Here is a 25,678-nt window from a genome sequence, read left to right as displayed (position 1 = left end):
TCGTTGTCGCTGACTCGTTAATCGTGCGCGACAGCGCTCTCAATGGTCATGCGTACATCGCTGGTAACCAGCTCAGCCAGGATATGCCAGGTCGCCAGTGTCTGCGCCACGTCTGCATCGCCACTGTCGCTGATATAGCCTTCATCACGCAGTGTAAGCACCAGTGAGGAAAACACCGCTTTATCAAAGAACTCCGGCGCGTTAATGCCGTGCAACACGCTCAGACGCTGCGCCAGGGTACGGCTCTCTTTTTCCAGCGTGCCACGGTTGATGGTGGGCTTGGCACTCAGGATGGAGAAAGTAATGGCGTAGCGCTGCAGCGTCTCACGTACACCTGCGGCCAGCAGCTGAAGCGTACGGTAACGCGCGGTATTGAACGACAGCAGGCCCGCTTCAATGGTAATCAGCCCCTGACGCGTCAGTTCCTGGCACAAATCAGTGAGCAACTGCGGCAGTTGGTCATTGCTCCAGCGCAGGAACAGTTCGCTCTTCAGCATGGGGTAAATCAGACTGACCTGACGCAGCAGTTCGGCTTCGCTCAGATTACGGTGCTGCTGCACAATCGCCGCAATCAGCGCTGGCATCACCAGCATATGATGAATGTTATTACGGTAGTAGGTCATCAGCACGGCCTGCTCGCGCGGCAGAATAATGATGTCACCAATACTGTCTTTCTCACTCTCGAACTTGTTCATGCTAAGGGCATGGTCCAGCAAGGCTTCGGCGGACATGTCTGGCAATGTTGCATCCGGTGAGTAGGGCACATTGCGCAGCAACTGGGTGTAGCACTCCAGTTGCTCAATCAGCTGCTCGCGAGTTAGTGAGCGCTGACGTGAAGCAAGCAGGGCGGTCACGCACAGGTTCATGGCATTCGCCGCGCCGGCTTCATTGATTCGCACCATGATGGTGGCCGCGATATCATTCGCCGTTGGGGTTAACCAACCCGGGCGCTGGGCTTCAATGGGATCGATAGAATCCCGCCATTCAGGAACGCGCTTGTTCAGATAATTTATCAGCGGCAGCGGCTCACCAAAATTCACGTATCCCTGGCCGAGGTTACGCAGCTTGCGCAAGCCGCGCACCATCTGCATAAAGCCTTCTTTCTCTTTAACGGCACCGCGCAGTTCTTTCGCGTAGGTTCCCACTTCCATGACGTGTTCATAGCCGATGTAAATAGGCACTAACGTGATAGGGCGCGTACCGCCGCGCAGCATGGCCTGCAGCGTCATGGATAACGTCCCGGTTTTAGGATCCAGCAGTCGGCCAGTACGTGAACGGCCGCCTTCAACGAAGTACTCGACGGAATAGCCGCGGGTAAAAAGCTCGCCCAGATATTCGCGGAAAACGGTGGAGTAGAGCTTGTTGCCCTTAAAGGTACGGCGAATAAAGAAGGCACCCAGACGGCGGAAAATCGGCCCGGCAGGCCAGAAATTCAGGTTAATACCGGCGGCGATGTGCGGCGGTACCAGCCCCTGGTGATACAGCACGTAAGACAGCAGCAGGTAATCCATGTGGCTGCGGTGGCAGGGCACATAAACGATCTCGTGTCCGTCCTGCGCCAACTGACGCACGCGCTCACCGCCGTTCACATTGATACCCTGATAGAGGCGGCTCCAGAGCCAGCCCATTACCCGGTCCGTCACGCGAATGGCTTCATAGGAGAAGTTGGCGGCAATCTCTTCCATCATCTCGATGGCGTTCTGCTGCGCCTTCTCATGGGAAATCTTTTTACTGCGGGCTTCGTCTTCTACCGCTTTTTCAATCGCCTTCGATTGCAGCAGGCGGTTGAACAAATCCTGGCGCGCGGGAAGGCGCGGGCCAACAGCCGCCAGACGCTGACGGGCAAAGTGGATACGGGCAACCCGGGCCAGTTTCTGGGCGATGGATTTATCCGTGCCGTGCTCAGTCGCCATACGACGCAGAGAGACGGTCGGTGAGAAGCGCACAAAACTGTCACGTCCATGCCAGAGCACGGCAAAGAATTTTTGTACGCCGTTAAGCAAGCGCAAATGCGGTGGATTGTCTTCACCCTGCACTTCCCGGCCAGGTGCACGACCAAACATAACTGAAACCGGTAACATCTGAATATCAAGCTCAGGATTACTGCGGTGCAGATCAAGATATTCGTGGAAGATTTTTACCGACTCGACGCTGGGCACGAAATAGGGGAACACGCGCGGACCGTCGTGAATAAAGACATGGCGCGGCAACAGGGCCCCGTCAATCTCCAGTGGTGAGAGCGGATCGGGCAGATCGTGCCGGATGCACTGCGCACGCAAAGTGAGGAGATCGGCCTTTGAATCATAAGGCAGGACATACATAATAGGCCGGGTAGGATCCAGCCCATGTTCGGATACGGGATCGGCCGGAATGGCCTTACTCTTTACCAGAAACGAAAGGGGTAAATTCAGTAATTTATAAAAAAGTATACGCCAACCTGACATAGACAATATGAAGCCTCTTGTTAGCAAAGCGGCGCAAGCTTATCAGAAAGCGCAGCAAAAATCTGTGACAGCGACAATTGTGCGCTGCCCAATATTGACGTCAATCCTTTGAAAAGAGTTCCTTTATTATGACAAATAATGCCACCGGCCTTAACCGTATTGTGAAAGCGGCCGGCTATTCATGGCAAGGTCTGCGTGCTGCCTGGCAGCACGAAGCCGCTTTTCGTCAGGAAGCGGTTGCCGCAGTGGTGGCGATTATCCTGGCCTGCTGGCTGGATGTCGATACTGTTTCGCGCATCCTGATGATTGGTTCTGTCGTGCTGGTGATTATTGTCGAAGTCCTGAACAGCGCGATAGAAGCCGTGGTAGACCGCACAGGCCAGGAGCGTCATCCGCTTGCCGGGCGGGCAAAAGACATGGGATCCGCTGCCGTTTTTATCGCAATATTACTGGCCCTTTTTGTCTGGGGAACGCTGCTTTGGTCGCATTTGCGATAAGCGTTCCATCTCGGCTCAAATAACTGATTTTGACCTGAGTTTTGGTTTCCATTTCACCAATACCTGTATATACTCACAGCGACTGTATAAACAACCAGGGGGCGGGATGAAAGCATTAACCAGCAGGCAGCAACAGGTCTACGACTTGATTCGCGACCACATTAATCAAACAGGCATGCCGCCAACGCGTGCAGAAATTGCTGCACAACTCGGTTTTCGTTCGCCCAATGCGGCCGAAGAACACCTGAAAGCACTGGCGCGTAAAGGCGTGATTGAAATTGTCTCTGGTGCGTCCCGCGGTATCCGTTTGTTAATGGAAGAAGAGCCATCAGACGGCCTGCCGCTGATCGGTCGTGTTGCCGCCGGTGAGCCATTACTGGCTCAGGAACACATTGAAACACATTACAAAGTGGATCCCGACATGTTCAAGCCTTCAGCCGATTTCCTGCTGCGCGTAAGCGGTATGTCAATGAAAGACATCGGCATCATGGATGGCGATCTGCTGGCCGTACACAAAACGCAGGACGTGCGCAATGGTCAGGTTGTGGTGGCGCGCATCGATGACGAAGTCACGGTAAAACGCTGGAAAAAGCAGGGTTCTGTGGTGCATCTCTTACCTGAAAACAATGATTTCGAGCCTATCGTTGTTGACACCCGTGCCCAGTCACTGACCGTTGAAGGTCTGGCCGTGGGCATTGTGCGTAACGGTGAGTGGCTGTAAAACCGGTTAAGATTGTCGGCTTTCGTCAATCTTACTATTCCCCTGCTTGTCCTTACTTTTCCGCTGTGGGTTGACCTGAAACCCCGGCGGTTCATCGCACGGATTTACGAATGCGCTTTCTGACGGCTACCGATAAAAAACTGTGGCGGTTAGCGCTGCCCATGATCCTGTCAAATATTACGGTTCCTTTGCTCGGCCTGGTCGATACGGCCGTTATTGGTCATCTCGACAGTCCGATCTATCTGGGCGGCGTCGCCGTCGGCACGACCGTCACCAGCTTTGTCTTCATGTTGCTGCTTTTTCTACGCATGAGCACTACGGGCTTAACGGCACAGGCATTCGGTGCGGGCGATAAGACCGCGCTGGCGCGTGCGCTGACACAGCCACTGATCATCGCCCTGGTGGTCGGCATCCTGTTTATCTTCCTCCGCTATCCCGTCACCGCATTGGCGACCCGCTTTGTCGGTGGGGATCCGTCGGTGCTGGAACAGGCTGCCCTGTTTATTCATATTCGCTGGCTCAGCGCGCCCGCAACGCTGGCTAACCTGGTAATCCTGGGCTGGCTGCTGGGCGTTCAGTATGCCCGGGCACCCGTCATCCTGCTGGTGGTGGGGAATGTCATCAATATCCTGTTAGATCTTTGGTTGGTTCTGGGCCTGCACTGGGGCGTGGCCGGTGCCGCCACCGCCACCGCGCTGGCAGAATACGCGACGTTGCTGGTCGGTATGGCGATGGTGTGGCGCGTATTAAAGCTCCGTGGTATCAGGTTTGATATGCTCACCCGCAGCTGGCGTGGCGATATTCACCGCCTTCTTCGCCTTAACCGCGATATCTTACTGCGCTCATTGCTCTTGCAGCTCTGCTTTGCCTCGCTGACCGTACTGGGTGCCCGTATTGGCCCGGATGTGGTAGCGGTAAATGCTATCCTTCTGATGTTTATTACTTTTACCGCTTATGCCCTGGACGGCTTTGCCTATGCCGTCGAGGCCTTTGCTGGCGAAGCACACGGGGCAAAAGACGGTAGCCGACTGCAGCAGGTATGGTTGTCTGCCTGTCGCCAGGCCCTGTTAGTGGCGCTGTTTTTCTCGCTGGCCTATGCTTTTTTTGGCTATCAGATCGTGACTTTGCTGACTTCTATTCGTGCACTGCAAGAGGCGGCCGATAGTTTTCTGATTTGGCAGATGGTGTTACCGCTGATCGGCGTCTGGTGCTATCTACTGGATGGCATGTTTATTGGCGCAACGCGGGGCAGAGAAATGCGTAACAGCATGGCAGTGGCTGCGCTGGGTTACTTCCTGACGCTCACGACACTGCCTTGGCTGGGCAACCATGGTTTGTGGCTGGCTATCGCCGTTTTCCTGGCCCTGCGTGGCTTATCCTTGTGGCTGGTCTGGCGGAAGCACTGGCGTAATGGCACCTGGTTCAATGCCTGAACGCTCAGGCGGAATTATGACGCAGGATACATAATATTTTCATTTTTTCCGGCAATCCTGAGATTACCTACTACAATTAACTTTGAATGGCGCTTATGACCAGCGCTTTATATCGTGATTTTGCTTAACTGCAAGATAATGCGAAACCGAAGGATAACGTGGAGGTCTGCAATGAATAAAGACGAAGCGAGTGGTAACTGGAAACAGTTCAAAGGAAAAATGAAAGAGAAATGGGGCAAGCTGACCGATGATGACATGCAAGTCATTGAAGGTAAACGCGATCAGCTGGTCGGTAAAATCCAGGAACGTTACGGCTACGCAAAAGAAGAAGCGGAGAAGGAAGTAACGGCCTGGGAAGGTTCTAACAAAGATTACCGCTGGTAATCACGCTTTTCAGGGACGCTCCTACCCGGGTCGGTACGCTCATGCCGGCCACCGCACAAGGATGTGCAAACTAGCTCCGCTTACCGCGCTTTTTCCCTTCAGTATGATGATCGTGATCACAATGTTCATGCTGTTCACACGCCTCAACTTCAGCACAGTTCTCACATAAGCCATGCGCTTCGATCACGCTATTTCTGAGGACAAAATGGGCTTCCTCAGCCAAAGAGGCGATGATCTGCTCCGCGCCCTGAGCCTGCTTTTCGGTCACGCCAGCACAGCGATCGCACACCAGCATAACCGACGTGTGTGCAGGCGCTTCGAAGTGATGGCACATTACGTAGCTGTTATTTGATTCCACCCGATGAATAAATCCCTGCTCCAGCAGGAAATCCAGCGCGCGATAAACGGTGGGCGGTTTTGCCTGTGGCTCGCTAACTCGCAGCTGATCCAGCAGATCATAGGCACTGATTGAGCCAGGCTGTCCGGCCATCAACCTCAGCACTTCTGCTCGCTGTGTTGTCAGGCGAACACCGCGCTGTAAACACAGCTTCTCAGCCTGGGTCATAATTTGCTCTGGCGTCATGGTTGACATGAAAGTTCTCCGCTGGACAGGTGATGTTATCTTATCACAATAATTATGTTGACGCTGAACCTCGCCAGGAGTCCCTGAGCCTGCCTTTTTGACCACTTTTACCCCTGTTATCACCCGGCAACAACCCGCCTGAGACCAGTGTATTTCAGAATGTTTATAGATATTTTTTACTTTTACTTTACATCTCACTGAGTTAAGCACTAATGTTTAAATGTTCTTAATAAAGTGCTGGCTCAGACCGGATTTGCCTGAAGCTTTTCTGGCGGTAACTGCACATATCGGATCGAAAAATAATCAATCCACGGAATTGCGCCACTATTTACTCTGAATTCACAGCAATAAAGCGTTAGCAATCCTCCACAATGGAGCTAACAAACTATTCAGTCGTTAATGTTTTGACGGCAATATTTCAGGTGATGATAAGCAAATGGCAAAATTAACCGTACCACGTTCCGTTCTGGTTTTTCCTGCAGTGTTCAATGCCCTGGTTTTCTCATCTTCCGCGCTGGCCGCAGGAACCTGGTATGATGCCCGTAACGATGCCATGGGTGGAACAGGCGTGGCGTCGTCGACCTACGGATCAGCCGTTCTGGCCAACCCGGCCTTGATGACCAAAGCGAAACCTGATGACGATGTCAGCATCATTATTCCCAGTGCCGGTGCGCAAATCACCGACAAAGACAAGATGGTCGATAAGATCGATAACATCACTGACACAGTGAATCGCTATCAGGATCTGTTCGAAAATGCATCGGGGTTTGAGCTGTTGCGTCGTATTCCTGAGATACAGGCCGCGTCAGGCGACTTAGCGAATACGCTCCGGGACTTACGCGGTAACAAAGCCAATGCCACAGCGGGCGTGGCGATCGCCGTAACCATCCCTAACGAAACCCTGCCTTTTGCTTTTGTGACTAAGGCTTACGGTACAGCACATGTACGCGCAAACGTGAAAGAGGGTGACATTGTCATACTGCAGGGCGTTGCTGATGGCTCCTTTGCAGGTATTCCTGGTGGTCCCTTTGGGCTGGCTAATATCCAAAACTTGCTGGGTTCCAGTGCCAATGGGCTGGCTGCACTGAATACGGATTATGGTATTGCCGTTGCGCATGAATTCACCATCGCCGGTCAGCCGGTTTCAATTGGCATTACACCCAAGCTGCAAAAAACCTGGCTGTATAACTATTCCGCCAGCGTCTATAACTACGACAAAAACGATTTACGCGATGGCCGCTACCGCAGCACGGAAAGTGGCTTCAACATTGATGCCGGCATGGCGACAGTGTTTGCTGAAAACTGGACGCTGGGCGTGACCGGACAAAACCTGGTTTCCCGCGATCTGGAAACGAAAGAAGTCAACGGCTACCGCGATACTTACGAAATCCGCCCATTAGTGACCGCGGGTTTAGCCTGGGATAAAGGTCCCGTTACCCTGACAGGTGATGTTGACCTCACTGAAACCCATCGCTTTAAATCGCAGGAAAACAGCCAGTACGCTGGCGTCGGTGCGGAATACCGTGTACTGGACTGGCTGCAGTTACGTGCTGGTTACCGCGCGGACATGCGTTCGACTGATGAAAACGTAGCCACAGCCGGTTTCGGCCTGTCACCATTCAATAATTCTGTGCACCTGGATCTGGCGGGTTCGGTAGGCCAAAACAATACCTGGGGCGCGATGGCTCAGCTCGGATTTAATTTCTAATCTCCGCCATTTAAGGGCGGGCGATACCTTGTCGCCCGCCCTTATGCTATCCTTGCGCAGAATATCATCACTGTTAACCACCGGACCGACTGCGCTTCATGACCGATACTTTTTCATCCCAACGCTTCTCCATTGCCCCCATGCTCGACTGGACTGACCGTCACTGTCGCTATTTCCATCGCCAGCTTACGGCTGACACGCTGCTGTATACCGAGATGGTCACGACGGGCGCGATTATTCACGGCAAAGGCGATTATCTGGCATACAGCGAACAGGAGCACCCGGTCGCGTTGCAGTTGGGCGGCAGCGATCCCGCAGCCCTGGCGCAGTGTGCGGCGCTGGCAGAGCAGCGCGGTTACGATGAGGTGAACCTTAATGTCGGTTGCCCGTCAGATCGGGTACAGAATGGTCGTTTTGGCGCCTGCCTGATGGCGGAAGCTGGCTTAGTGGCTGACGGCATCAAAGCGATGCGCGATGTGGTGGATATCCCGGTAACGGTTAAAACGCGCATCGGCATTGACGATCAGGACAGCTATGCTTTCCTTACCGACTTTATCGGCACGGTTGCCGAACGCGGTGGTTGTGACACCTTTATTATCCATGCCCGCAAAGCCTGGCTTTCCGGACTCAGCCCGAAAGAGAACCGTGAGATCCCACCGCTGGATTATCCACGTGTTTACCAGTTAAAACGCGATTTCCCTCAGTTAACGATTGCGATTAACGGCGGCGTTAAAACGCTTGAAGAAGCGAAAACGCATCTTCAGCATCTGGATGGCGTCATGATGGGCCGCGAAGCCTATCAAAACCCCGGTATCCTCGCACAGGTGGATCGTGAATTATTTGGCCGCGACCGTCCTGCTGTCGATCCGGTTGCGGTGGTGCGCGCGATGTATCCTTATATCGAGGCAGAACTGTCGAAAGGCACCTATCTCGGCCATGTCACGCGCCATATGTTGGGCCTGTTCCAGGGCATTCCTGGTGCACGTCAGTGGCGTCGTCATCTTAGTGAAAATGCGCACAAACCTGGCGCTGACGTCCGCGTGCTGGAGGCGGCGCTGGCGTTGGTCGCCGACAAAATTCCTCAGGAAGCCTAGTTCTGCCAAACCAGCCATCAGGCTGGTTTTTTTAACACCATAATTTGGTGAGTTTCATCATCTTTGGGCTGGGGCTATTCTGTTATCTTATTTAAAATCAAAAAGTTAACCTTTGGCACGTTTCTTGTAATAAATAATCTATTGATAACGAGGAGCACCAAAATGGACATACTTTTTGTATTGGGTTTTTTCCTGATGCTGTTATTCACCGGCGTGTCCCTGTTAGGCGTCATTGCTGCCCTGATCGTCGCGACGGTGGTGATGTTTATCGGTGGCGTGTTTGCGCTTATCGTACACGTTCTGCCCTGGCTCATACTGGCGGTGGCAGCGGTGTGGCTTTATCGCCGCTTTTTTACTGATGAAGACACACGTCGACGCAACAGGCTCAAACGCCGCTTCAGCCGACTGGAAAGAGATGGCCGGTACTAAATGTGGGCGAGATCACAGGTTAAGAGATTGCCGGTAAGATAATGGCTGCGGACCATACTTTTTACTTATATTTTCTGTCAGGATGGCTCGCGTGATTTCATAATCTGTTCATCGCTTCTGCCCCTACATCAGTGCGAATGAAAAATAAAAGAAGGGCTTCCTGCGGGAAGCCCTTTTTATTTCACGGAATTAACAGGCTCGATCCGTGCGTGGCCCGGCTTTCCAGCACCTGATGTGCCTTACTGGCGTCTTTAAGGGCAAATTGTTGCTGTTCTGGCACATCGACCTTAATCGCACCGCTGGCCAGCAAAGAAAACAGCTCAGCGCTGGCTGTCTCCAGTTCCTGGCGATTGGTGATGTAACCAAACAGGGAGGGCCGGGTAACGAACAACGATCCCTTTTTGTTCAGGATACTGAGATCGATATTGGTCACCGGACCCGAAGCATTACCAAAGCTCACCATCAGCCCCTGACGGCGTAGACAGTCTAGCGAGGCCTCCCAGGTCGCTTTACCCACGGAGTCATATACCACGCCAACCTTTTCGCCTGCGGTCAGTTCCATGACGCGCTGGGCAATATCTTCTTGCTGGTAGTTAATGGTGGCCCAGGCGCCAGCATTTTTTGCCCGCGCCGCTTTTTCTGGAGAGCCGACGGTGCCAATCAGGTGTGCGCCAAGCGCTTTCGCCCATTGGCAGGCAATCAGCCCAACCCCACCGGCCGCCGCATGAAACAGGAACGTTTCATCCGGTTTTACCTTGTAGGTCTGACGAAGCAGATACTGTGTGGTCAGGCCTTTGAGGAAACTGGCGGCTGCCTGCTCAAAGCTAATTGCGTCTGGTAACAGCATCAGACGCTCTTCAGCTACATTGTGGCGTTCACTGTAAGCGCCCAGCGCCGCCTGGCAATATACGACGCGATCGCCGGGCGTAAAGCGCGTAACGGCCGAACCGACGCGGGTGACGACACCGGCCGCCTCGGTGCCCAGCCCCGAGGGAAAATGGCCCGTTGGATACAGACCGCTGCGCACGTAGGTATCAATATAGTTAATGCCAATCGCGCGATTCTCTACCTGGATTTCATGCTCGGTGGGATCGGCAAGCTCAAAATCGACCCAGTTTAAGACCTCGGGACCGCCGTGTGCGTTGAACTGAATACGCTTTGCCATTCTTACTCCTGTGATTGTTTCATCATGAGGGTGAGGCGCGCCCCTTAACTGAGGTATACTTGCGCGTCCCCACAGAAGATCGGTAATGCATTCACTATGGCAGGAAATAAACCCACCAACAAATCGAACGAAACGCAGGATCGCCAGTTGGAAGGCGTGAAAATGCCCCCGCATTCGCTGGAAGCGGAACAGTCGGTGCTGGGTGGGTTAATGCTGGATAACGAGCGCTGGGACAATGTGTCCGAACGCGTCGTGGCTAATGATTTCTTTAATCGCTCGCACCGTCTGATTTTTTCCGAGATGCAGCGCCTGCTGGAAAACAGTAAGCCAATCGATCTGATCACCCTGTCAGAATCGCTCGAAACGCGGGGCGAACTGGAAATGGCAGGCGGTTTCGCCTATCTGGCTGAGCTGGCCAAAAATACGCCCAGTGCTGCGAACATCGGCGCTTATGCCGATATCGTGCGCGAACGCGCCGTGGTGCGCGAAATGATCGCCGTGGCAAACCAGATCGCCGATGCCGGTTACGATCCACAAGGGCGCAGCAGTGAAGATCTGCTGGATTTTGCTGAGTCGAACGTATTTAAGATTGCAGAGGCGCGGGCCAATAAAGATGACGGCCCAAAGAACATCGAGCAGATTCTTGAAGCGACCGTTTCTCGCATTGAGTCGCTGTATCAGACGCCGCATGATGGTGTCACCGGAGTGGATACCGGCTACCAGGACCTGAATAAGAAAACCGCCGGGCTTCAACGGTCAGACCTGATTATTGTGGCTGCCCGTCCGTCTATGGGGAAAACCACCTTTGCCATGAACCTGTGCGAAAATGCCGCGATGTTGCAGGACAAGCCGGTTCTGATCTTCAGTCTGGAAATGCCCAGCGAGCAGATCATGATGCGTATGCTGGCTTCCTTGTCGCGCGTGGATCAAACGCGTATCCGTACCGGCCAGCTCGACGATGAAGACTGGGCGCGGATTTCAGGCACCATGGGCATCCTGCTGGAAAAGAAGAATATGTATATCGATGATTCTTCTGGCCTGACGCCAACCGAAGTGCGTTCGCGCGCGCGTCGTATCTACCGTGAGAACGGTGGACTGAGCCTGATTATGATCGACTACCTGCAGCTGATGCGCGTCCCGGCACTGTCAGATAACCGTACGCTGGAAATCGCGGAGATTTCGCGTTCACTCAAAGCGCTGGCAAAAGAGCTGAATGTGCCGGTGGTGGCCTTATCCCAGTTAAACCGCTCTCTGGAGCAGCGCGCAGATAAACGCCCGGTGAACTCCGATCTGCGTGAATCCGGATCGATCGAGCAGGATGCCGACTTGATCATGTTTATCTATCGCGATGAGGTCTACCACGAAAACAGCGATCTTAAAGGGATTGCCGAGATCATCCTGGGTAAGCAGCGTAACGGCCCCATCGGTACCGTTCGCCTCACTTTTAACGGTCAGTGGTCGCGTTTCGATAACTACGCTGGGCCGCAATACGACGACGAGTAATGCTGCTGTGTGCGGACATGCACGATCTGTGCATGTCGGCCCCCGCCGTGCGAAATAGTGTTGGACAAGCCTGCAGATAATCGGGTTATCTGTAGTAAAGCAACACTTTACGCGATGGAAACAGCATGACTCATGTAGACGATTACGATCTGAAAATCCTCACTCTGTTACAATCCAATGGCCGCCTTACTAATCAGGAACTCAGTGATTTAGTGGGTCTTTCTGCATCGCAATGCTCACGCCGCCGTATCAATCTTGAACAGGCAAACCTTATTCTTGGCTATCATGCGCGTTTGTCGCCCGACGCCGTGGGTCTTGGCATGGTTGGGCTAATCGAAGTGCGCCTGATCAACCATACTGCAGACTATGTTGAGAGCTTTCATCAAATGGTGGAACGGGAAGAGGCCATTGTTGATGCTTATAAAACCACCGGCGATGCCGACTATCTGCTTAAAGTCGCGGTAGCTGACTTAGCCTCGCTCAGTGCCTTAATCAGTCAGCTTTTAGCCGGGCACCAGAGCGTTTCCCATGTCAAAACGTCGGTCGTGCTAGGCAGACTGAAAGAGAATGGCCTGATGATGAGTGCGGAACCGGCTGCGCGCCAAAAAAGCGCATGATGTGCCATTTTGGTGCAGATTAAACGCGATAAACTGCCTGATTTTGCGCTATCTGTGCATAAAATAAGTCGGTATTGCACGAAAGCACCCGCCCGGACGGGCGAAAACGGTGATCTTCTGTCAACCTGTTGCCAGCGCAGCCCGGCTGGCGCAGTTATTGCATCAGTGCGTCATTACCCGTACTGAGACAGCATCATGGATAACATTGTACAACCCGCTCATATTCCCCACTCTCGTCTTGAAGATGCGCTTGCAATTCTGCTCGGCACGTTAATGGTGTCGTTCGGCGTGATTATGCTGAAGCAGGCGGGCGCGCTGACCGGCAGCACGGCAGGCCTCGCGTTTTTAATCAGCTACCTGTCGCCCATGTCTTTTGGCAGCGCCTTTTTTCTCATTAACATCCCGTTTTACTGGCTGGCCGTAAAACGGATGGGCTGGGAATTTACCCTGAAAACCTTCAGCGCCGTCGGGCTGGTATCACTTTTTACCCACCTGCACCCGTTGTTTATGCATTTTTCCGCGCTGAATCCTTTTTATGCGGCATTGTTCGGTAACGTCATCATGGGGATTGGGTTTATAGTGTTGTTTCGTCACAAAGCCAGCCTGGGTGGAATCAATATTCTGGCGCTGTGGTTACAGGATCGTTTCGATATCCGCGCCGGTAAACTGCAAATGGCGGTAGATACCTGCGTCGTGCTGGCGTCACTTTTTGTCGTCAGCCTGCCAATGTTGCTCGCGTCTGTGGCAGGCGCGGTGGTGCTTAATGTGATTATCGCAATGAACCATCGCCCCGGGCGGTACAGGGTTTAGTGGCCCCTTTTATTTCTAGACCAACCATGGAGATCTGCACCGTGTTCCAAAACGTTGATGCCTATGCTGGCGACCCTATTTTGTCGCTGATGGAAGCCTTTAAACAGGACCCGCGCGAGCATAAAGTGAACCTGAGTATTGGGCTTTATTACAACGAGCAAGGCATCATTCCTCAGCTACAGGCCGTGGCCGATGCTGAGGAACAGTTGCGTGCCGAGCCGCAGCAGGCGTCGCTTTATCTGCCAATGGAAGGATTGAGTACCTACCGCAACGCGATTGCCCCGTTGTTATTTGGTGCCGATCATCCGGTGCTAAAAGCGGGCCATGTGGCATCCATCCAGACATTAGGCGGTTCGGGCGCGCTGAAAGTGGGCGCGGATTTCCTCAAGCGCTATTTTCCGCAGTCAAACGTCTGGGTTAGCGATCCGACCTGGGAGAACCATGTTGCCATTTTTAGCGGTGCCGGTTTTGAGGTGAAGACCTATCCCTGGTACGATCCTGAAACTAACGGTGTCCGTTTCGATGCCTTCCTCAACACGCTGAAAACCTTACCAAAGCAGAGCATCGTGCTGTTGCATCCGTGCTGCCACAACCCAACCGGCGCCGACCTGACCAATGCTCAGTGGGACGAAACCGTCGCGGTGTTGAAAGCGCAGGAACTGATCCCGTTTCTCGATATCGCCTATCAGGGCTTCGGTGCCGGAATGGAAGAGGATGCTTACGCGATGCGTGCGGTTGCTGCCGCGGGCCTGCCTGCGCTGGTCAGCAACTCCTTCTCGAAAATTTTCTCGCTCTACGGCGAACGCGTCGGTGGGTTGTCCATCGTGTGCGACAGCGCTGAAGAGTCCAGCCGAGTTCTGGGTCAGTTAAAAGCGACCGTGCGTCGCAACTACTCCAGCCCGCCGAATTTTGGTGCGCAGGTTGTGGCACGTGTCTTGAACGACGCGGCTTTAAAGGCAAACTGGCTGGCAGAAGTGGAAGCGATGCGTCTGCGTATTATCGATATGCGTCAGGCGCTGGTACAGGTGCTGAGCACGGCATTACCGGGCAAGCACTTCGACTACCTGTTAAAGCAACGCGGCATGTTCAGCTACACCGGCCTGAGCGCGCAGCAGGTGGATCGTCTGCGCGAAGAGTTTGGTGTGTATCTGGTCGGCAGCGGTCGTATGTGCGTGGCTGGCCTCAACAGTAAAAACGTTCACCAGGTTGCAGAAGCGTTCGCCGCGGTCATGTAATTTACGGCCGTCACAGGTTCTGGCCGCCAGCATTGTCTGGCGGCTTTTTTATTTTCAGGCTTCGGGTTTACCTTTGCGCCACATTCTGCACACTTAAATGGTCTGACAGATTCAGGGAAAAAATTATGTGGCATCAACAAACGTTGGTCTTAAGCGCGAAATCTCGTGGTTTTCATCTGATCACGGACGAAATCGTGCAGCAGTTGACGGGATTACGTGATATCAGAACGGGACTGGTGCATTTGCTGTTGCAACATACTTCAGCCTCACTGACGTTGAATGAAAACTGCGATCCTACGGTTCGACGTGATATGGAGCAGCATTTCATGCGCCACGTCCCGGAAGACGCACCTTATCAGCATGACTATGAAGGTCGTGACGATATGCCCGCGCACATTAAATCGTCCAGTCTCGGCGTATCGCTGACATTGCCCGTGCAGCGCGGTCAGCTGGTATTAGGCACCTGGCAGGGGATTTGGTTGGGTGAGCATCGCATTCACGGCGGTGCCCGGCGTATCGTTGCCACCTTACAAGGGGAATGATAATGAATAATTCGGAGTTACTGACCTATTGCATGAACAAACCTGGCGCCGAACAGAGCGTACACAGCGACTGGAAGGCCACGCAGATCAAAAGCAACGGCGTACTGTTTGCCATGGTTCACGAGGTAAAAGGGCGTCCAGCGGTATCGTTAAAGTCGACGCCTGCGCTGGCCGAGCTGATGCGGGAAGAGCACAGCGATGTGTTCCCCAGTGAACACCTGAATAAATCCCACTGGAATACGCTGTTTCTGGACGGCACGTTAAAAGATTCGCAAATCTATTATCTGGTGGACGCCTCTTTTCAGCAGGCTGATGCCGGACGATAACTGCCCTTTCCCGAGGTGGGAAAGGGCAAACGGCAGGGTTATGCCGCTGATTCATCACGCAGCGTATTGATATCAATAACAAAGCGGTATTTTACGTCGCTTTTCAGCATACGTTCGTAGGCGTCGTTAATCTGATTCATCGCAATCAGCTCGATATCTGAGGTAATGCCATGCTCGCCACAGAAATCCAGCATTTCCTGGGTTTCTGCAATGCCGCCAATCAGTGAACCGGCAATACTGCGGCGTTTAAAGATCAGATTGAAAACCTGTGGTGCCGGGTGGTCGTGCTCAGGTGCGCCAACCAGGGTCATATTCCCGTCGCGCTTCAGCAGGGTGATAAACGGGTTGAGGTCGTGCTGGGCGGCGACGGTATTCAGGATAAAATCAAAGCTGTTAGCATGCTGAGCCATCTGGTCGGCATCTTTTGAGATCACCACTTCGTCCGCGCCCAGGCGTTTACCGTCTTCGATTTTAGACGGAGAGGTGGTGAACAGCACAACATGCGCGCCCATAGCATGCGCAATTTTCACGCCCATATGACCCAGGCCGCCCAGACCGACGATGCCAACTTTTTTACCGGGGCCTACGTTCCAGTGGCGCAGCGGCGAATACGTCGTAATGCCGGCACACAGCAGCGGTGCCACGCCTGCCAGTTCAAGATTTGCAGGAATACGCAGTACAAAGTCTTCATCCACCACCATTGAGGTGGAGTAGCCGCCATAGGTAATGGCCCCTGTTAAGCGATCTTCACCGTTGTAGGTGCCGACAAAGCCATTTTCACAATACTGCTCCAGCCCTTCCTGACAGCTCGGACAGCTACGGCAGGAATCCACCAGACAGCCGACGCCGACCAAATCGCCCACTTTGTATTTTTGGGTCTCAGGGCCAACAGCGGTAACGCGACCGACAATCTCGTGTCCCGGTACCACTGGGAAAATTGTGTTTTTCCACTCATTGCGTGCCTGATGCAAGTCAGAGTGACAAACGCCACAGAACAGCACTTCAAGCTGTACGTCATGAGCACGAAGCTCACGCGGTTTGAAATCAAACGGTGCCAGTTTGGATTTTGCATCCTGAGCAGCATACGCATGGGTAATGTTCATGGTGTCTCCAGTTAAGGTGTGTCGTGATTTTTTGATCAACGCCGCAGCGTAAAGCGCGCAGCAAGAAGGTGACGCCAGGGGCGTACCAAAGAGGAACGGATTAAGGATAGTCAGGGGATTGAAAAGCGTATATGCCTATACGTGTCTGAATCTTGCCTGATCCTGCATTTCTCAGGGTAAACAGAACAGCGATCAAAAAAAGCCTGCCAGAGCCGTGCTGCTTGTCAGTCACGCCTCCGCTCAAAGGTGGCCTGAAAAACGGCTGTACCATTACTCAGCGCTACCGCCGATGGCGATGCGCCATTGGCCTTCTCCTGGTTTACGCCTGCCTGGCCGGAAGATCACAACATCAGTCCGTGAAAAATGGCCAACGATGTGAACGTCGCTGCCGGGGCGTTCAGTAAGGTCGTGTCGGAAACAGAGGATGAGGTCATCCCTGGCCATCCCTGGCGTTCTCAACGGCCAGGCACACGAGCAGGATAGTTTCACTGGTGTCTGTTATTGCGTTCGTTCATCTGGACGACTAAGGCTGCTTATCATCCCCGGAAAGGTTCTGTTGCCGTAAGCTGGAATGTTGTCGGACAGGCGATTGAAGAAGAGCCGGCAGGTCAAATCGCGTCAAAAAACATTACGTAAAGTATGGTTTTATGGTGGCGCCGGACAGACATGTAGATAGTCAGCGGAATCAGTCGCGATTTCCGGCGCGTCAGAGAACCTGAACGAGCTAATGGTGCGGGCATGCATAAAGTAAAAATAACGGTTTTATCGGTAGAGTTGAAGCCAACGCTAATTGAGCAGTATGGCTATCCGAAAATGGAGAAATGTCCTAAGCATCAAGAGGACGAGACATTTATTACTGACTTTCGCAAACCCAATGCCCTCTGTGAAGACGCCTGGGGTTGTATGGAAAAGTTCGTGTTTACTCTGGCTCATACCAGCGAGCCATTATTTTGGAATGACTGGTCCAGACAGGGCAAAGCGGTGGTGTGTTGCAATGATGGGTACCGGCCGGTGACATTTTTGCTCGAAACGCTGGATGAAGAGGCCAGGCCGTTTTAGCAATTAAAAGCCACTGTCATATCCCTGTGATATCAGGGGCATGGTCATACAGCGTCTCGTCTTGTGTCAGGGCTCGCCAGATGGGGGCTGCTTCTTACGCTTTGCCTGATGTGCTTGCCAGAGCCTGGCAGAAACGCCCGCCAACGCGCTTTGCTTGCCTGACGTAATGAAGGTATGAGTGCATTTAAAGAACGCCGCAACGTTATCCGTTGCGGCGTTCTGTTATTTTTCCAGCAAGGGCTTCAGGAAGCGCGCGGTATGCGATTTCTCGCAGTTCGCCACGGTTTCTGGCGTACCTGATACCAGAATTTCGCCGCCGCCGCTGCCGCCCTCTGGGCCCAGATCGACAATCCAGTCCGCCGTTTTAATCACGTCAAGATTGTGTTCAATCACCACAATCGTGTTGCCCTGATCGCGCAGCTGGTGCAGAACTTCCAGCAACTGCTGAATATCGGCAAAGTGTAACCCGGTGGTCGGTTCATCCAGGATATACAGCGTCTGGCCGGTACCGCGTTTCGACAATTCACGCGCCAGCTTCACACGCTGGGCTTCACCACCGGAGAGTGTCGTCGCCGACTGGCCCAGACGGATATAGGATAAACCTACGTCCATCAGCGTTTGCAGCTTACGCGCCAGCGCCGGAACGGCATCAAAGAACTCGCGGGCTTCTTCAATGGTCATTTCCAGCACTTCGTGAATGCTTTTGCCTTTGTATTTAATCTCCAGCGTTTCACGGTTATAGCGTTTGCCTTTGCACTGATCGCACGGCACATAGATATCCGGCAGAAAGTGCATCTCAACTTTAATGACGCCGTCACCCTGGCAGGCTTCACAGCGTCCGCCACGGACGTTAAAGCTGAAGCGGCCGGGATTGTAACCGCGAGAGCGGGACTCAGGGACACCGGCAAACAGCTCACGTACCGGCGTGAAAATACCGGTATAAGTGGCCGGGTTGGAGCGCGGCGTACGGCCGATAGGGCTTTGGTCGATATCGATAACTTTATCGAAGTGCTCCAGTCCAGCTACGTCGCGGTACGGTGCCGGTTCGGCAATCGTTGCGCCGTTTAGGGCGCGCTGCGCAATTGGGAACAGCGTATCATTGATGAGCGTCGATTTACCTGAACCGGATACGCCGGTAATACAGGTAAACAGGCCGACAGGCAGGGTTAAGGTGACATCCTTAAGGTTATTACCCCGCGCGCCGGTAATTTTCAACACCTTAGACGGATCGCCTTTCACCCGCTCAGCGGGCACGGCGATTTCGCGTTTCCCACTGAGGAACTGACCGGTCAGGGAGGCCTCTTCAGCCATAATCTGATCGACGGTTCCTTCCGCGACAATCGTACCACCGTGCACTCCAGCGCCAGGGCCGATATCAATAACGTGGTCGGCGGCACGAATCGCATCCTCGTCATGCTCGACCACAATGACGGTGTTACCCAAATCGCGCAGGTGAATCAGCGTACCAAGCAGGCGCTCGTTATCACGCTGATGCAGACCAATGGAGGGTTCATCCAGCACGTACATAACGCCGACCAGGCCGGCACCGATCTGACTGGCCAGGCGAATACGCTGAGCTTCACCGCCGGAGAGCGTTTCAGCGGAGCGCGACATCGACAGATAATTCAGGCCGACGTTGACCAGAAAACTCAGGCGATCGCCAATCTCTTTCAGCACTTTCTCGGCGATTTTAGCCCGCTGGCCACTCAGTTTCAGGTTTTCAAAAAATGACATGGCGTGCCCAATACTCATCTCTGAAATAGTGGGCAACGTCGTGTTTTCAACATACACGTGGCGCGCTTCGCGGCGCAGACGTGTGCCTTCGCAGCTGGCGCAGGCCCGGTTGCTAATAAACTTCGCCAGTTCTTCGCGTACTGCGGAGGATTCCGTCTCTTTATAACGGCGCTCCATATTGTTCAGCACGCCTTCGAACGGATGGCGGCGAATCGAGGTATCACCCCGATCGTTAATATATTTAAACTCAATGTTCTCTTTGCCGGATCCATACAGGATTACGTTGCGAACGTTATCTGGCAGGCTGCTGAATGGCGCTTCAATATCAAACTTAAGGTGTTCAGACAGTGAGCGCAGCATCTGGAAATAGTAAAAATTACGACGATCCCAGCCGCGAATAGCGCCACCGGCCAGCGACAGCTCAGCATTTTGCACCACGCGATCGGGATCGAAATATTGCTGCACGCCCAGACCGTCACAGGTTGGGCAGGCCCCGGCGGGGTTGTTGAACGAGAACAGGCGCGGTTCCAGCTCACTCATGCTGTATCCACAAATCGGACAGGCAAAGTTAGCCGAAAACAGCAGTTCTTCCGCATCAGCATCGTCCATATCAGCAACAATTGCCGTACCGCCAGACAGTTCAAGCGCGGTTTCAAACGACTCGGCAAGGCGCGTCGCCAGATCTTCACGCACTTTGAAGCGATCGATAACGACTTCAATGGTGTGTTTTTTCTGCAGTTCCAGCTTGGGCGGATCGGAAAGATCGCACACCTCGCCGTCAATCCTGGCGCGGATATAGCCCTGCGTCGCCAGATTCTCCAGCGTTTTGGTGTGTTCGCCTTTACGATCTTTCACGACCGGCGCCAGCAGCATCAGGCGGCGGCCCTCAGGCTGCTCGAGCACCTGATCGACCATCTGGCTGACCGTCTGTGCCGCCAGCGGCACGTCGTGATCCGGACAGCGCGGTTCACCCACGCGGGCAAACAGCAGACGCAAATAGTCGTGAATCTCCGTGATCGTCCCCACCGTGGATCGCGGGTTGTGCGAGGTGGACTTTTGCTCAATGGAGATCGCCGGTGACAGCCCCTCGATATGATCGACGTCCGGTTTCTCCATTAAAGAAAGAAACTGGCGCGCATAGGCAGAGAGCGACTCCACATAGCGGCGCTGACCTTCCGCATACAGCGTATCAAACGCCAGAGAGGACTTACCGGAACCTGACAGGCCCGTCACCACAATGAGTTTGTCGCGAGGAATCGTCAGGTTGATGTTTTTCAAATTATGGGTGCGGGCACCACGAACTTCGATCTTATCCATTCACCTTTCCCGGATTAGCAGCACTCACCGCGCCCTACGACACGGCCAGAAGAAACGCATCATTATGGCACAAAAAATAGACTGAACAAATATCCAGTAGTTTTTTGCCTTTTTAAGACGGATGATAAAAATGGAACACCGCTCTAAAGTGGGAAACTAGGCGCGGGACGTGTTAGAATTGATCGCTTAGACTTACGTAAAAATTCATCGGGAGACAGCAACATGGCCAGTCGTGGCGTTAACAAAGTGATTCTTGTCGGGAATCTGGGTCAGGATCCGGAAGTACGTTACATGCCAAATGGTGGCGCTGTCGCCAACATTACGCTGGCTACCTCGGAAAGCTGGCGCGATAAGCAGACCGGTGAAAACAAAGAAATCACCGAATGGCACCGTGTTGTGCTGTTTGGCAAGCTGGCGGAAGTGGCGGGTGAATACCTGCGTAAAGGCTCTCAGGTCTATATTGAAGGCCAGCTGCGTACCCGTAAATGGCAGGATCAGGGCGGCCAGGAACGTTACACCACCGAAGTCGTGGTTAACGTCGGCGGCACCATGCAAATGCTGGGTGGACGTCAGCAGGGCGGTAACGCGCCAGCAGCAGGCGGCGGCCAGGGCAACAACAACGGTTGGGGCCAGCCTCAGCAACCGCAGCAGGCGAACAACAACCAGTTTAGCGGTGGCGCGCAGTCTCGCCCGCAGCAGCAGCCAAGCGCACCTGCCAGCAACAACAATGAACCACCGATGGATTTCGACGACGACATTCCGTTCTGATTGCAACGTTGCGTCGCTTCTCTACTATATAAAAGCCCCTTACCGGGGCTTTTTGTTTTTCTGCCTTGATTTTGCCGCGGTGACAGCCTGGCTTTTAGCTCAGGTCGTGCAGTGCCTTATCCAGCGGCGGGCTCAGTGAGATGTCCTCAAACGCAACGGCCAGGCCAGCGCGTTCTGGCGTGCAGCACATGACGCCAACGTTAACGCGGCCCGGCGGGAAGGGGCACAAACGCAGCAGCGGCCAGCATTGCCCGTCGGTTGAATACTGCAGTCTCAGGCTGTCGCCTTTGCGCGTCAGCCTCAACCAGAATGCGCGCGCATCGCCGGGAAAGATGCCCGTGGCCCAGTCAGACTGACCAAGCGTCAGGACGCTGCCGATAGCGGGCGCACCATCATTATATTCAATGCCCGCTTTCAACCAGTGCTGCGCATCGCGCATCAGCATCAGTCCGGCCTGATCGTACAGCGTCGTAAAGTCGGCACGAATCTTGACCTGGAAAGTAAAATCCTCCTGCACCGCCCTGGCGAAGATATGCCCGGAAAAGCGTTCAAATCCATACCAGGTTTGGTGCCAGAAATCCGTTTTTTCGTCGGTAACCACGTGCAGGATACCGTTCTGATGCTGCCACCTTGCGGGTTCATTGATCCAGGAAAAAGAGTCGAGCACGGCGCCTCCAGAATAAACCATTAATCACAGCCTTAGCGTTGAGGATAGTCGGCTAAGAAGACGTGTGCCGATCAAACGACGTTGAGCGGACAGGCCTCAGCGCCATTCGGCCAGCAGGGTGGCGGTATCGACAACGCGCGGCACGTTACCGGGCATGCTAAGGGCTGCCCAGACTTCATTATGCTGACCAATTAACTGCTCAGCGTTGGCATAGGTCCTGTCGGCAGTGGTGTGCGCGTCGGCGGCCACGGTGATGCGATACCCTAAGCCTGCTCCGACTTTGAGCGTGGTATCAACACAGTAGTCGGTGGCACAGCCACAAATCACGAAGTCAGTGATAGCTAAGGTGGCCAGCAGCGAAGCCAGGGTTGTCTGCCAGAAACTGTCGCAGGCGGTTTTGGTAACGTAATACGCATTCTGGGGCTGTTCAATTTCGGGTAGCAGCGCAAAAGCATGGCTGCCCTCAATCATGTTCCCTTCGCGATGCTGAATAAACAGTGTAATGTCAGCCTGTCTGATCAGTCGGTTGATCTGCGCCACTCGCCCGGCGCGATCGAAACGCGGCGATTCAAACACGCCATTTTGCATATCAACGACCATGACTACGCGCTGCATAATTGCTCCCGGTGAGTGTGCCTGTGAAGCAGTGTTACCTAATCGACAGAGGATAACAATCTGCAGTTTGGGTGCGGTGCAGAAGACCTTGTTGCAGGAATAAGGAGAGGTGAGGTGGAGGGCATTCCAGCCGTATTTCCCGGTGAAAAAGATCGCGCGCAGTTTAAGCAATCGCCAGACCTGCCAGGTGTGGAGCTTTATCAGGCGCACATCTCTCATTACGCCTTTGAGCCGCATACGCACGAAGCGTTTGGTATAGGCACCATTGAGGCGGGAGCACAACGTTTTCGCTATCGCGGTACGCAGTACATCGCGCCCGCGCATTCGCTGGTGATGATGAATCCCGATGAGCTGCATACCGGTGAATCGGCCTGCGAAGACGGCTGGCGCTATCAGATGATTTATATTCAGCCGCAGTTGATGGACGAACTCAGTGGCGATCGCGGCTGGTGGTTTGATGAGGCGCTCAGAACGGATGTGCGTCTGGCACAACCTTTATCGCAACTCCTCTCGGCGCTGTGGCAGGCCGATACGGCACTGGCACGCGACAGTTTATTATCTGAACTGCTGCTGTATATGCGCCCGCTGGCGCGAATGTCCTCACCGCGTAAAGCTGAAGCCCGACACCGTTTCGATGACGTGCGCGACTACCTGCGCGCCAATCTGGCTGAACCGCTCAGACTGGAGACGCTGGCCGCGTTAGCCTCGTTGTCGCCCTGGCACTTTTTACGGGCCTTCCGCGATCGTTTTCACGTTACGCCTCAGCAAATGTTAATGGCTTATCGACTGTATGAGGCCAAACAGAAGCTGGCTCAGGGTGAGGCAATTGCCAGCGTGGCTGCCGCCGTGGGCTTAACGGATCAGGCTCATCTGACGCGCGCGTTTGCCCGTCGTTATGGCATCACGCCGGGCCGCTATCAAAAACAGATAAACCCAAAACTACTCAGGCGTTTATGAGGCGACTGCTGGCGCTGATTCGTGTGCGCTGAACAGTGGTCAGCTGGCCTGGCAATGGCCCGTCGTTATGGCATCACGTCGGGCCGCTATCAAAAACAGATAAACCCAAAACTACTCAGGCGTTTATGAGGCGACTGCTGGCGCTGATTTGTGTGCGCTGAACAGTGTCCAGCTGGACTGCTACTGGGGCCTCATTTCGCTCCGCAAATGTAAATCAGGCCGCCTTTCCTGTGAGGGAACACAGCCAGCGCTTATCGCTGTTGTTGATGAGGCCTCCCTCCGTTTTTGCCATCCTCGCCGGGCCGTTGTGGACATTGGTCTGGACTCAATACGGGCAACCTGTATTCACATTTGTCGCTGTTTTTTTGCCTGTCTTCTGGCCTGTTCTGGACGATGCGATTTAAACCTCAGCCACGCGGTACTGCCATCAACATTCGATAAGCCTTACCCCTGATAATTGATAATTACCCGGTGTGATATTCACGCTTTTTCGGATTATGCCTGACTCAGGCACGGCAAAATAACGCGGTAATCGCGCTTTTCTCACCCTGTAACTGGCCTTTATCTGTTATATGCGCCGCGCGCTCTGCAAAAAAATGTGATCCCTGTAGGGCGTTACCACGTGCTGCAGGGTGCATTTTGAACAAAAAACAGACAGTTTTGTCCGGGGCTCGACCGTCATTCGCCCTAAAAAGAGGAGAATGTGAGCCTGATGTTTAGGCTGGCCGCCAAATTTTATGTGTAACCAGCACGCAGCGTTGCCGTTTGGTTAAGATAAATCCCTATAAAAAACCACCCTTTACTTCAGCAGTGTCTAATTAAATCGCTCGTTCATCCCGCTTCGCTTTTATTTAATGTTTAACGATGGGCATCAATAGTACAGGATATGTGCTATTGGCTGCTGAAAGTGATAAGTATCAATAAACTGTTTATCTGAGATTATTCTGGCCTGTTTTTATCTTTTTATGCTGACAACGATCGCGGCGAGATTGGAAAAAATCCCCAGGGCCAGAGGTGGCTAAAAAAAGCACTTTATAAACCGACTTAACATTACCCTTGCTGAACAAAGAGGCCAGTGGATATTCGATTCTTTTAGGGAGGCTAATGAAAAAAAGAGGGGCGCCAATCTCACCGAAATGAGATTTGGCGTATAAAAGTGGCGTAGATAGAGAGACTTTTGCTGTTGTGAATCAATTTTACCGCAAAAAAGGAAGCGTAACCGCAAATCCATTCATTAATTACGGACTGGGCGAAGCGCACCACCATAAATGTCCTGTTAAATGCTCTTCATCTCTTCTGGTAAGAACAAATCTCAGCGATGTCGCCATTATAAAGCCGTTGTCTCACTATTAGCGGTTATCTGAACCGGCAGGGTAATGATAAACGCTACGGCTAATATCCAGTAAACGGCAGCTGCGCCGGGTTCCTACATCAAAAGTGCTCTGTAAGAAGTTGACCGCCTGACGTTTTTCGTTGGTGGTGAAGAAATTCTTCAATACGCTCTGTAGCATTTCCTTATCCGCGTTCAGCGCTTGCAGTTCGCGTGTCAGAAACTGTACTTTTTCTTCCAGTTCTTTGATTTTTCTGCCTTCTTCCGAGGATAGCCCAGAGAACTTCTTCTTCCAGCTGTAGAAGGTTGCCTCAGAGATGCCCAGCTCTTCACAAATCTCTTTAACCTTAACGCCCGATTCAGAAGCTTTAATGGCATTTGTGATTTGATCTTCGCTATATCGTGACTTTCTCATAAATGCTCTTACCTTTCTTATCAATTAATGGATGAGAATTACTTTATTAACCTTTGGTACTGTATGATTTCATTGAGTGCCGTATTTAAATACGGACGTTAAATTGCGAGGGTTAAATTAAGATATTTAGAATAAATATCATCATGGGATAAATCTTATTTTATTCTTATCGGGATGTCGCGCCTTCCTGGTATGGGGTTTTTGATATAAATTCATCGCATC

General features: G+C 53.1%; 24 protein-coding genes. 16 read left to right on the top strand and 8 right to left on the bottom strand.

Annotated elements, in window-relative coordinates; all coding sequences use genetic code 11:
• Positions 1–17: 17 nt before the first annotated feature.
• Entirely contained in the window at positions 18–2,444 is a 2,427-nt protein-coding gene (gene plsB / locus PAGR_RS20630; protein ID WP_014595060.1) for a glycerol-3-phosphate 1-O-acyltransferase PlsB, read from the bottom strand.
• Positions 2,445–2,572: 128 nt separating this feature from the next.
• On the opposite strand from plsB, the gene PAGR_RS20625 reads away from it, so the two are divergent.
• From PAGR_RS20625 to PAGR_RS20610, 4 genes are all read left to right on the top strand, one after another.
• Positions 2,573–2,941, top strand: a complete 369-nt coding sequence (locus tag PAGR_RS20625; protein WP_013024155.1) for a diacylglycerol kinase — start codon at positions 2,573–2,575, stop codon at positions 2,939–2,941.
• Between the two features lie 106 nt (positions 2,942–3,047).
• The gene (gene lexA / locus PAGR_RS20620; protein ID WP_014606946.1) at positions 3,048–3,662 is read left to right on the top strand and encodes a transcriptional repressor LexA; all 615 of its coding nucleotides are present in this window, start codon (positions 3,048–3,050) and stop codon (positions 3,660–3,662) included.
• 110 nt (positions 3,663–3,772) lie between these two features.
• Complete coding sequence (gene dinF / locus PAGR_RS20615; RefSeq protein WP_014606945.1) at positions 3,773–5,095, top strand: MATE family efflux transporter DinF; 1,323 nt, start codon at positions 3,773–3,775, stop codon at positions 5,093–5,095.
• A 171-nt stretch (positions 5,096–5,266) separates the two neighbouring features.
• Positions 5,267–5,479, top strand: coding sequence for a CsbD family protein (locus PAGR_RS20610; RefSeq protein ID WP_014606944.1), 213 nt, complete (start codon positions 5,267–5,269; stop codon positions 5,477–5,479).
• A 70-nt stretch (positions 5,480–5,549) separates the two neighbouring features.
• Here PAGR_RS20610 and zur read toward each other — a convergent pair whose 3' ends face one another.
• Positions 5,550–6,071, bottom strand: a complete 522-nt coding sequence (zur, locus tag PAGR_RS20605; RefSeq protein WP_014606943.1) for a zinc uptake transcriptional repressor Zur — start codon at positions 6,069–6,071, stop codon at positions 5,550–5,552.
• A gap of 427 nt (positions 6,072–6,498) precedes the next feature.
• Between zur and PAGR_RS20600 the strand changes: the two genes are divergently transcribed.
• From PAGR_RS20600 to pspG, 3 genes are all read left to right on the top strand, one after another.
• Entirely contained in the window at positions 6,499–7,770 is a 1,272-nt protein-coding gene (locus tag PAGR_RS20600; RefSeq protein ID WP_013024160.1) for a conjugal transfer protein TraF, read from the top strand.
• A 98-nt stretch (positions 7,771–7,868) separates the two neighbouring features.
• Positions 7,869–8,864 carry a tRNA dihydrouridine(20/20a) synthase DusA gene (gene dusA, locus PAGR_RS20595; RefSeq protein ID WP_013024161.1) on the top strand — a complete coding sequence of 332 codons (996 nt, stop codon included), beginning with the start codon at positions 7,869–7,871 and terminating at the stop codon, positions 8,862–8,864.
• Positions 8,865–9,026: 162 nt separating this feature from the next.
• Positions 9,027–9,293 carry an envelope stress response protein PspG gene (pspG, locus tag PAGR_RS20590; RefSeq protein ID WP_014606942.1) on the top strand — a complete coding sequence of 89 codons (267 nt, stop codon included), beginning with the start codon at positions 9,027–9,029 and terminating at the stop codon, positions 9,291–9,293.
• A gap of 181 nt (positions 9,294–9,474) precedes the next feature.
• On the opposite strand, the gene PAGR_RS20585 is transcribed toward pspG, so the two are convergent.
• Positions 9,475–10,458: a quinone oxidoreductase gene (locus PAGR_RS20585; RefSeq protein ID WP_014606941.1), complete on the bottom strand. Its 984-nt coding sequence runs from the start codon at positions 10,456–10,458 to the stop codon at positions 9,475–9,477.
• A 96-nt stretch (positions 10,459–10,554) separates the two neighbouring features.
• On the opposite strand from PAGR_RS20585, the gene dnaB reads away from it, so the two are divergent.
• The 6 genes from dnaB to PAGR_RS20555 all read left to right on the top strand — a co-directional run bounded on the left by dnaB (position 10,555) and on the right by PAGR_RS20555 (position 15,491).
• Complete coding sequence (gene dnaB, locus PAGR_RS20580) at positions 10,555–11,961, top strand: replicative DNA helicase (RefSeq protein ID WP_013024164.1); 1,407 nt, start codon at positions 10,555–10,557, stop codon at positions 11,959–11,961.
• 125 nt (positions 11,962–12,086) lie between these two features.
• On the top strand, positions 12,087–12,578 hold the full coding sequence (locus PAGR_RS20575) for an Lrp/AsnC family transcriptional regulator (RefSeq protein ID WP_013024165.1): 492 nt from the start codon (positions 12,087–12,089) through the stop codon (positions 12,576–12,578).
• Between the two features lie 195 nt (positions 12,579–12,773).
• On the top strand, positions 12,774–13,388 hold the full coding sequence (locus tag PAGR_RS20570) for a YitT family protein (protein ID WP_013024166.1): 615 nt from the start codon (positions 12,774–12,776) through the stop codon (positions 13,386–13,388).
• Between the two features lie 41 nt (positions 13,389–13,429).
• Positions 13,430–14,623, top strand: a complete 1,194-nt coding sequence (locus PAGR_RS20565; protein ID WP_014606940.1) for an amino acid aminotransferase — start codon at positions 13,430–13,432, stop codon at positions 14,621–14,623.
• 125 nt (positions 14,624–14,748) lie between these two features.
• The gene (locus PAGR_RS20560) at positions 14,749–15,165 is read left to right on the top strand and encodes a secondary thiamine-phosphate synthase enzyme YjbQ (protein ID WP_014606939.1); all 417 of its coding nucleotides are present in this window, start codon (positions 14,749–14,751) and stop codon (positions 15,163–15,165) included.
• Between the two features lie 2 nt (positions 15,166–15,167).
• Positions 15,168–15,491, top strand: coding sequence for an MmcQ/YjbR family DNA-binding protein (locus PAGR_RS20555; protein WP_014606938.1), 324 nt, complete (start codon positions 15,168–15,170; stop codon positions 15,489–15,491).
• A gap of 38 nt (positions 15,492–15,529) precedes the next feature.
• Here PAGR_RS20555 and PAGR_RS20550 read toward each other — a convergent pair whose 3' ends face one another.
• A complete protein-coding gene (locus PAGR_RS20550) occupies positions 15,530–16,594 on the bottom strand; it encodes an NAD(P)-dependent alcohol dehydrogenase (RefSeq protein WP_014595065.1) in 1,065 nt (354 codons plus the stop codon).
• Between the two features lie 738 nt (positions 16,595–17,332).
• Between PAGR_RS20550 and PAGR_RS20545 the strand changes: the two genes are divergently transcribed.
• Entirely contained in the window at positions 17,333–17,653 is a 321-nt protein-coding gene (locus tag PAGR_RS20545) for a TIGR04076 family protein (RefSeq protein WP_014606937.1), read from the top strand.
• 222 nt (positions 17,654–17,875) lie between these two features.
• Here PAGR_RS20545 and uvrA read toward each other — a convergent pair whose 3' ends face one another.
• Positions 17,876–20,704 (bottom strand): excinuclease ABC subunit UvrA, encoded by a 2,829-nt coding sequence (gene uvrA, locus PAGR_RS20540; RefSeq protein ID WP_014595066.1) that lies wholly within the window; start codon positions 20,702–20,704, stop codon positions 17,876–17,878.
• Between the two features lie 222 nt (positions 20,705–20,926).
• On the opposite strand from uvrA, the gene ssb1 reads away from it, so the two are divergent.
• Complete coding sequence (gene ssb1, locus PAGR_RS20535; RefSeq protein ID WP_013024173.1) at positions 20,927–21,472, top strand: single-stranded DNA-binding protein SSB1; 546 nt, start codon at positions 20,927–20,929, stop codon at positions 21,470–21,472.
• Positions 21,473–21,566: 94 nt separating this feature from the next.
• On the opposite strand, the gene PAGR_RS20530 is transcribed toward ssb1, so the two are convergent.
• Together PAGR_RS20530 and PAGR_RS20525 are read right to left on the bottom strand one after the other, a co-directional pair.
• The gene (locus tag PAGR_RS20530) at positions 21,567–22,160 is read right to left on the bottom strand and encodes a DUF1349 domain-containing protein (RefSeq protein ID WP_014606936.1); all 594 of its coding nucleotides are present in this window, start codon (positions 22,158–22,160) and stop codon (positions 21,567–21,569) included.
• 75 nt (positions 22,161–22,235) lie between these two features.
• Positions 22,236–22,754, bottom strand: coding sequence for an isochorismatase family protein (locus tag PAGR_RS20525; RefSeq protein WP_014606935.1), 519 nt, complete (start codon positions 22,752–22,754; stop codon positions 22,236–22,238).
• Positions 22,755–22,868: 114 nt separating this feature from the next.
• Between PAGR_RS20525 and PAGR_RS20520 the strand changes: the two genes are divergently transcribed.
• A complete protein-coding gene (locus PAGR_RS20520; RefSeq protein ID WP_014606934.1) occupies positions 22,869–23,711 on the top strand; it encodes an AraC family transcriptional regulator in 843 nt (280 codons plus the stop codon).
• A 1,349-nt stretch (positions 23,712–25,060) separates the two neighbouring features.
• Here the strand turns inward: PAGR_RS20520 and PAGR_RS20515 are convergent.
• Positions 25,061–25,456 (bottom strand): transposase, encoded by a 396-nt coding sequence (locus PAGR_RS20515; RefSeq protein ID WP_014606933.1) that lies wholly within the window; start codon positions 25,454–25,456, stop codon positions 25,061–25,063.
• Between the last annotated feature and the right edge of the window lie 222 nt (positions 25,457–25,678).

Source organism: Pantoea ananatis PA13, assembly GCF_000233595.1.
GTDB classification, from domain to species: Bacteria; Pseudomonadota; Gammaproteobacteria; order Enterobacterales; family Enterobacteriaceae; genus Pantoea; species Pantoea ananatis.
The sequence above is the reverse complement of the archived record's forward strand: the minus strand, read 5'-3'. Positions and strand labels throughout refer to the sequence as shown.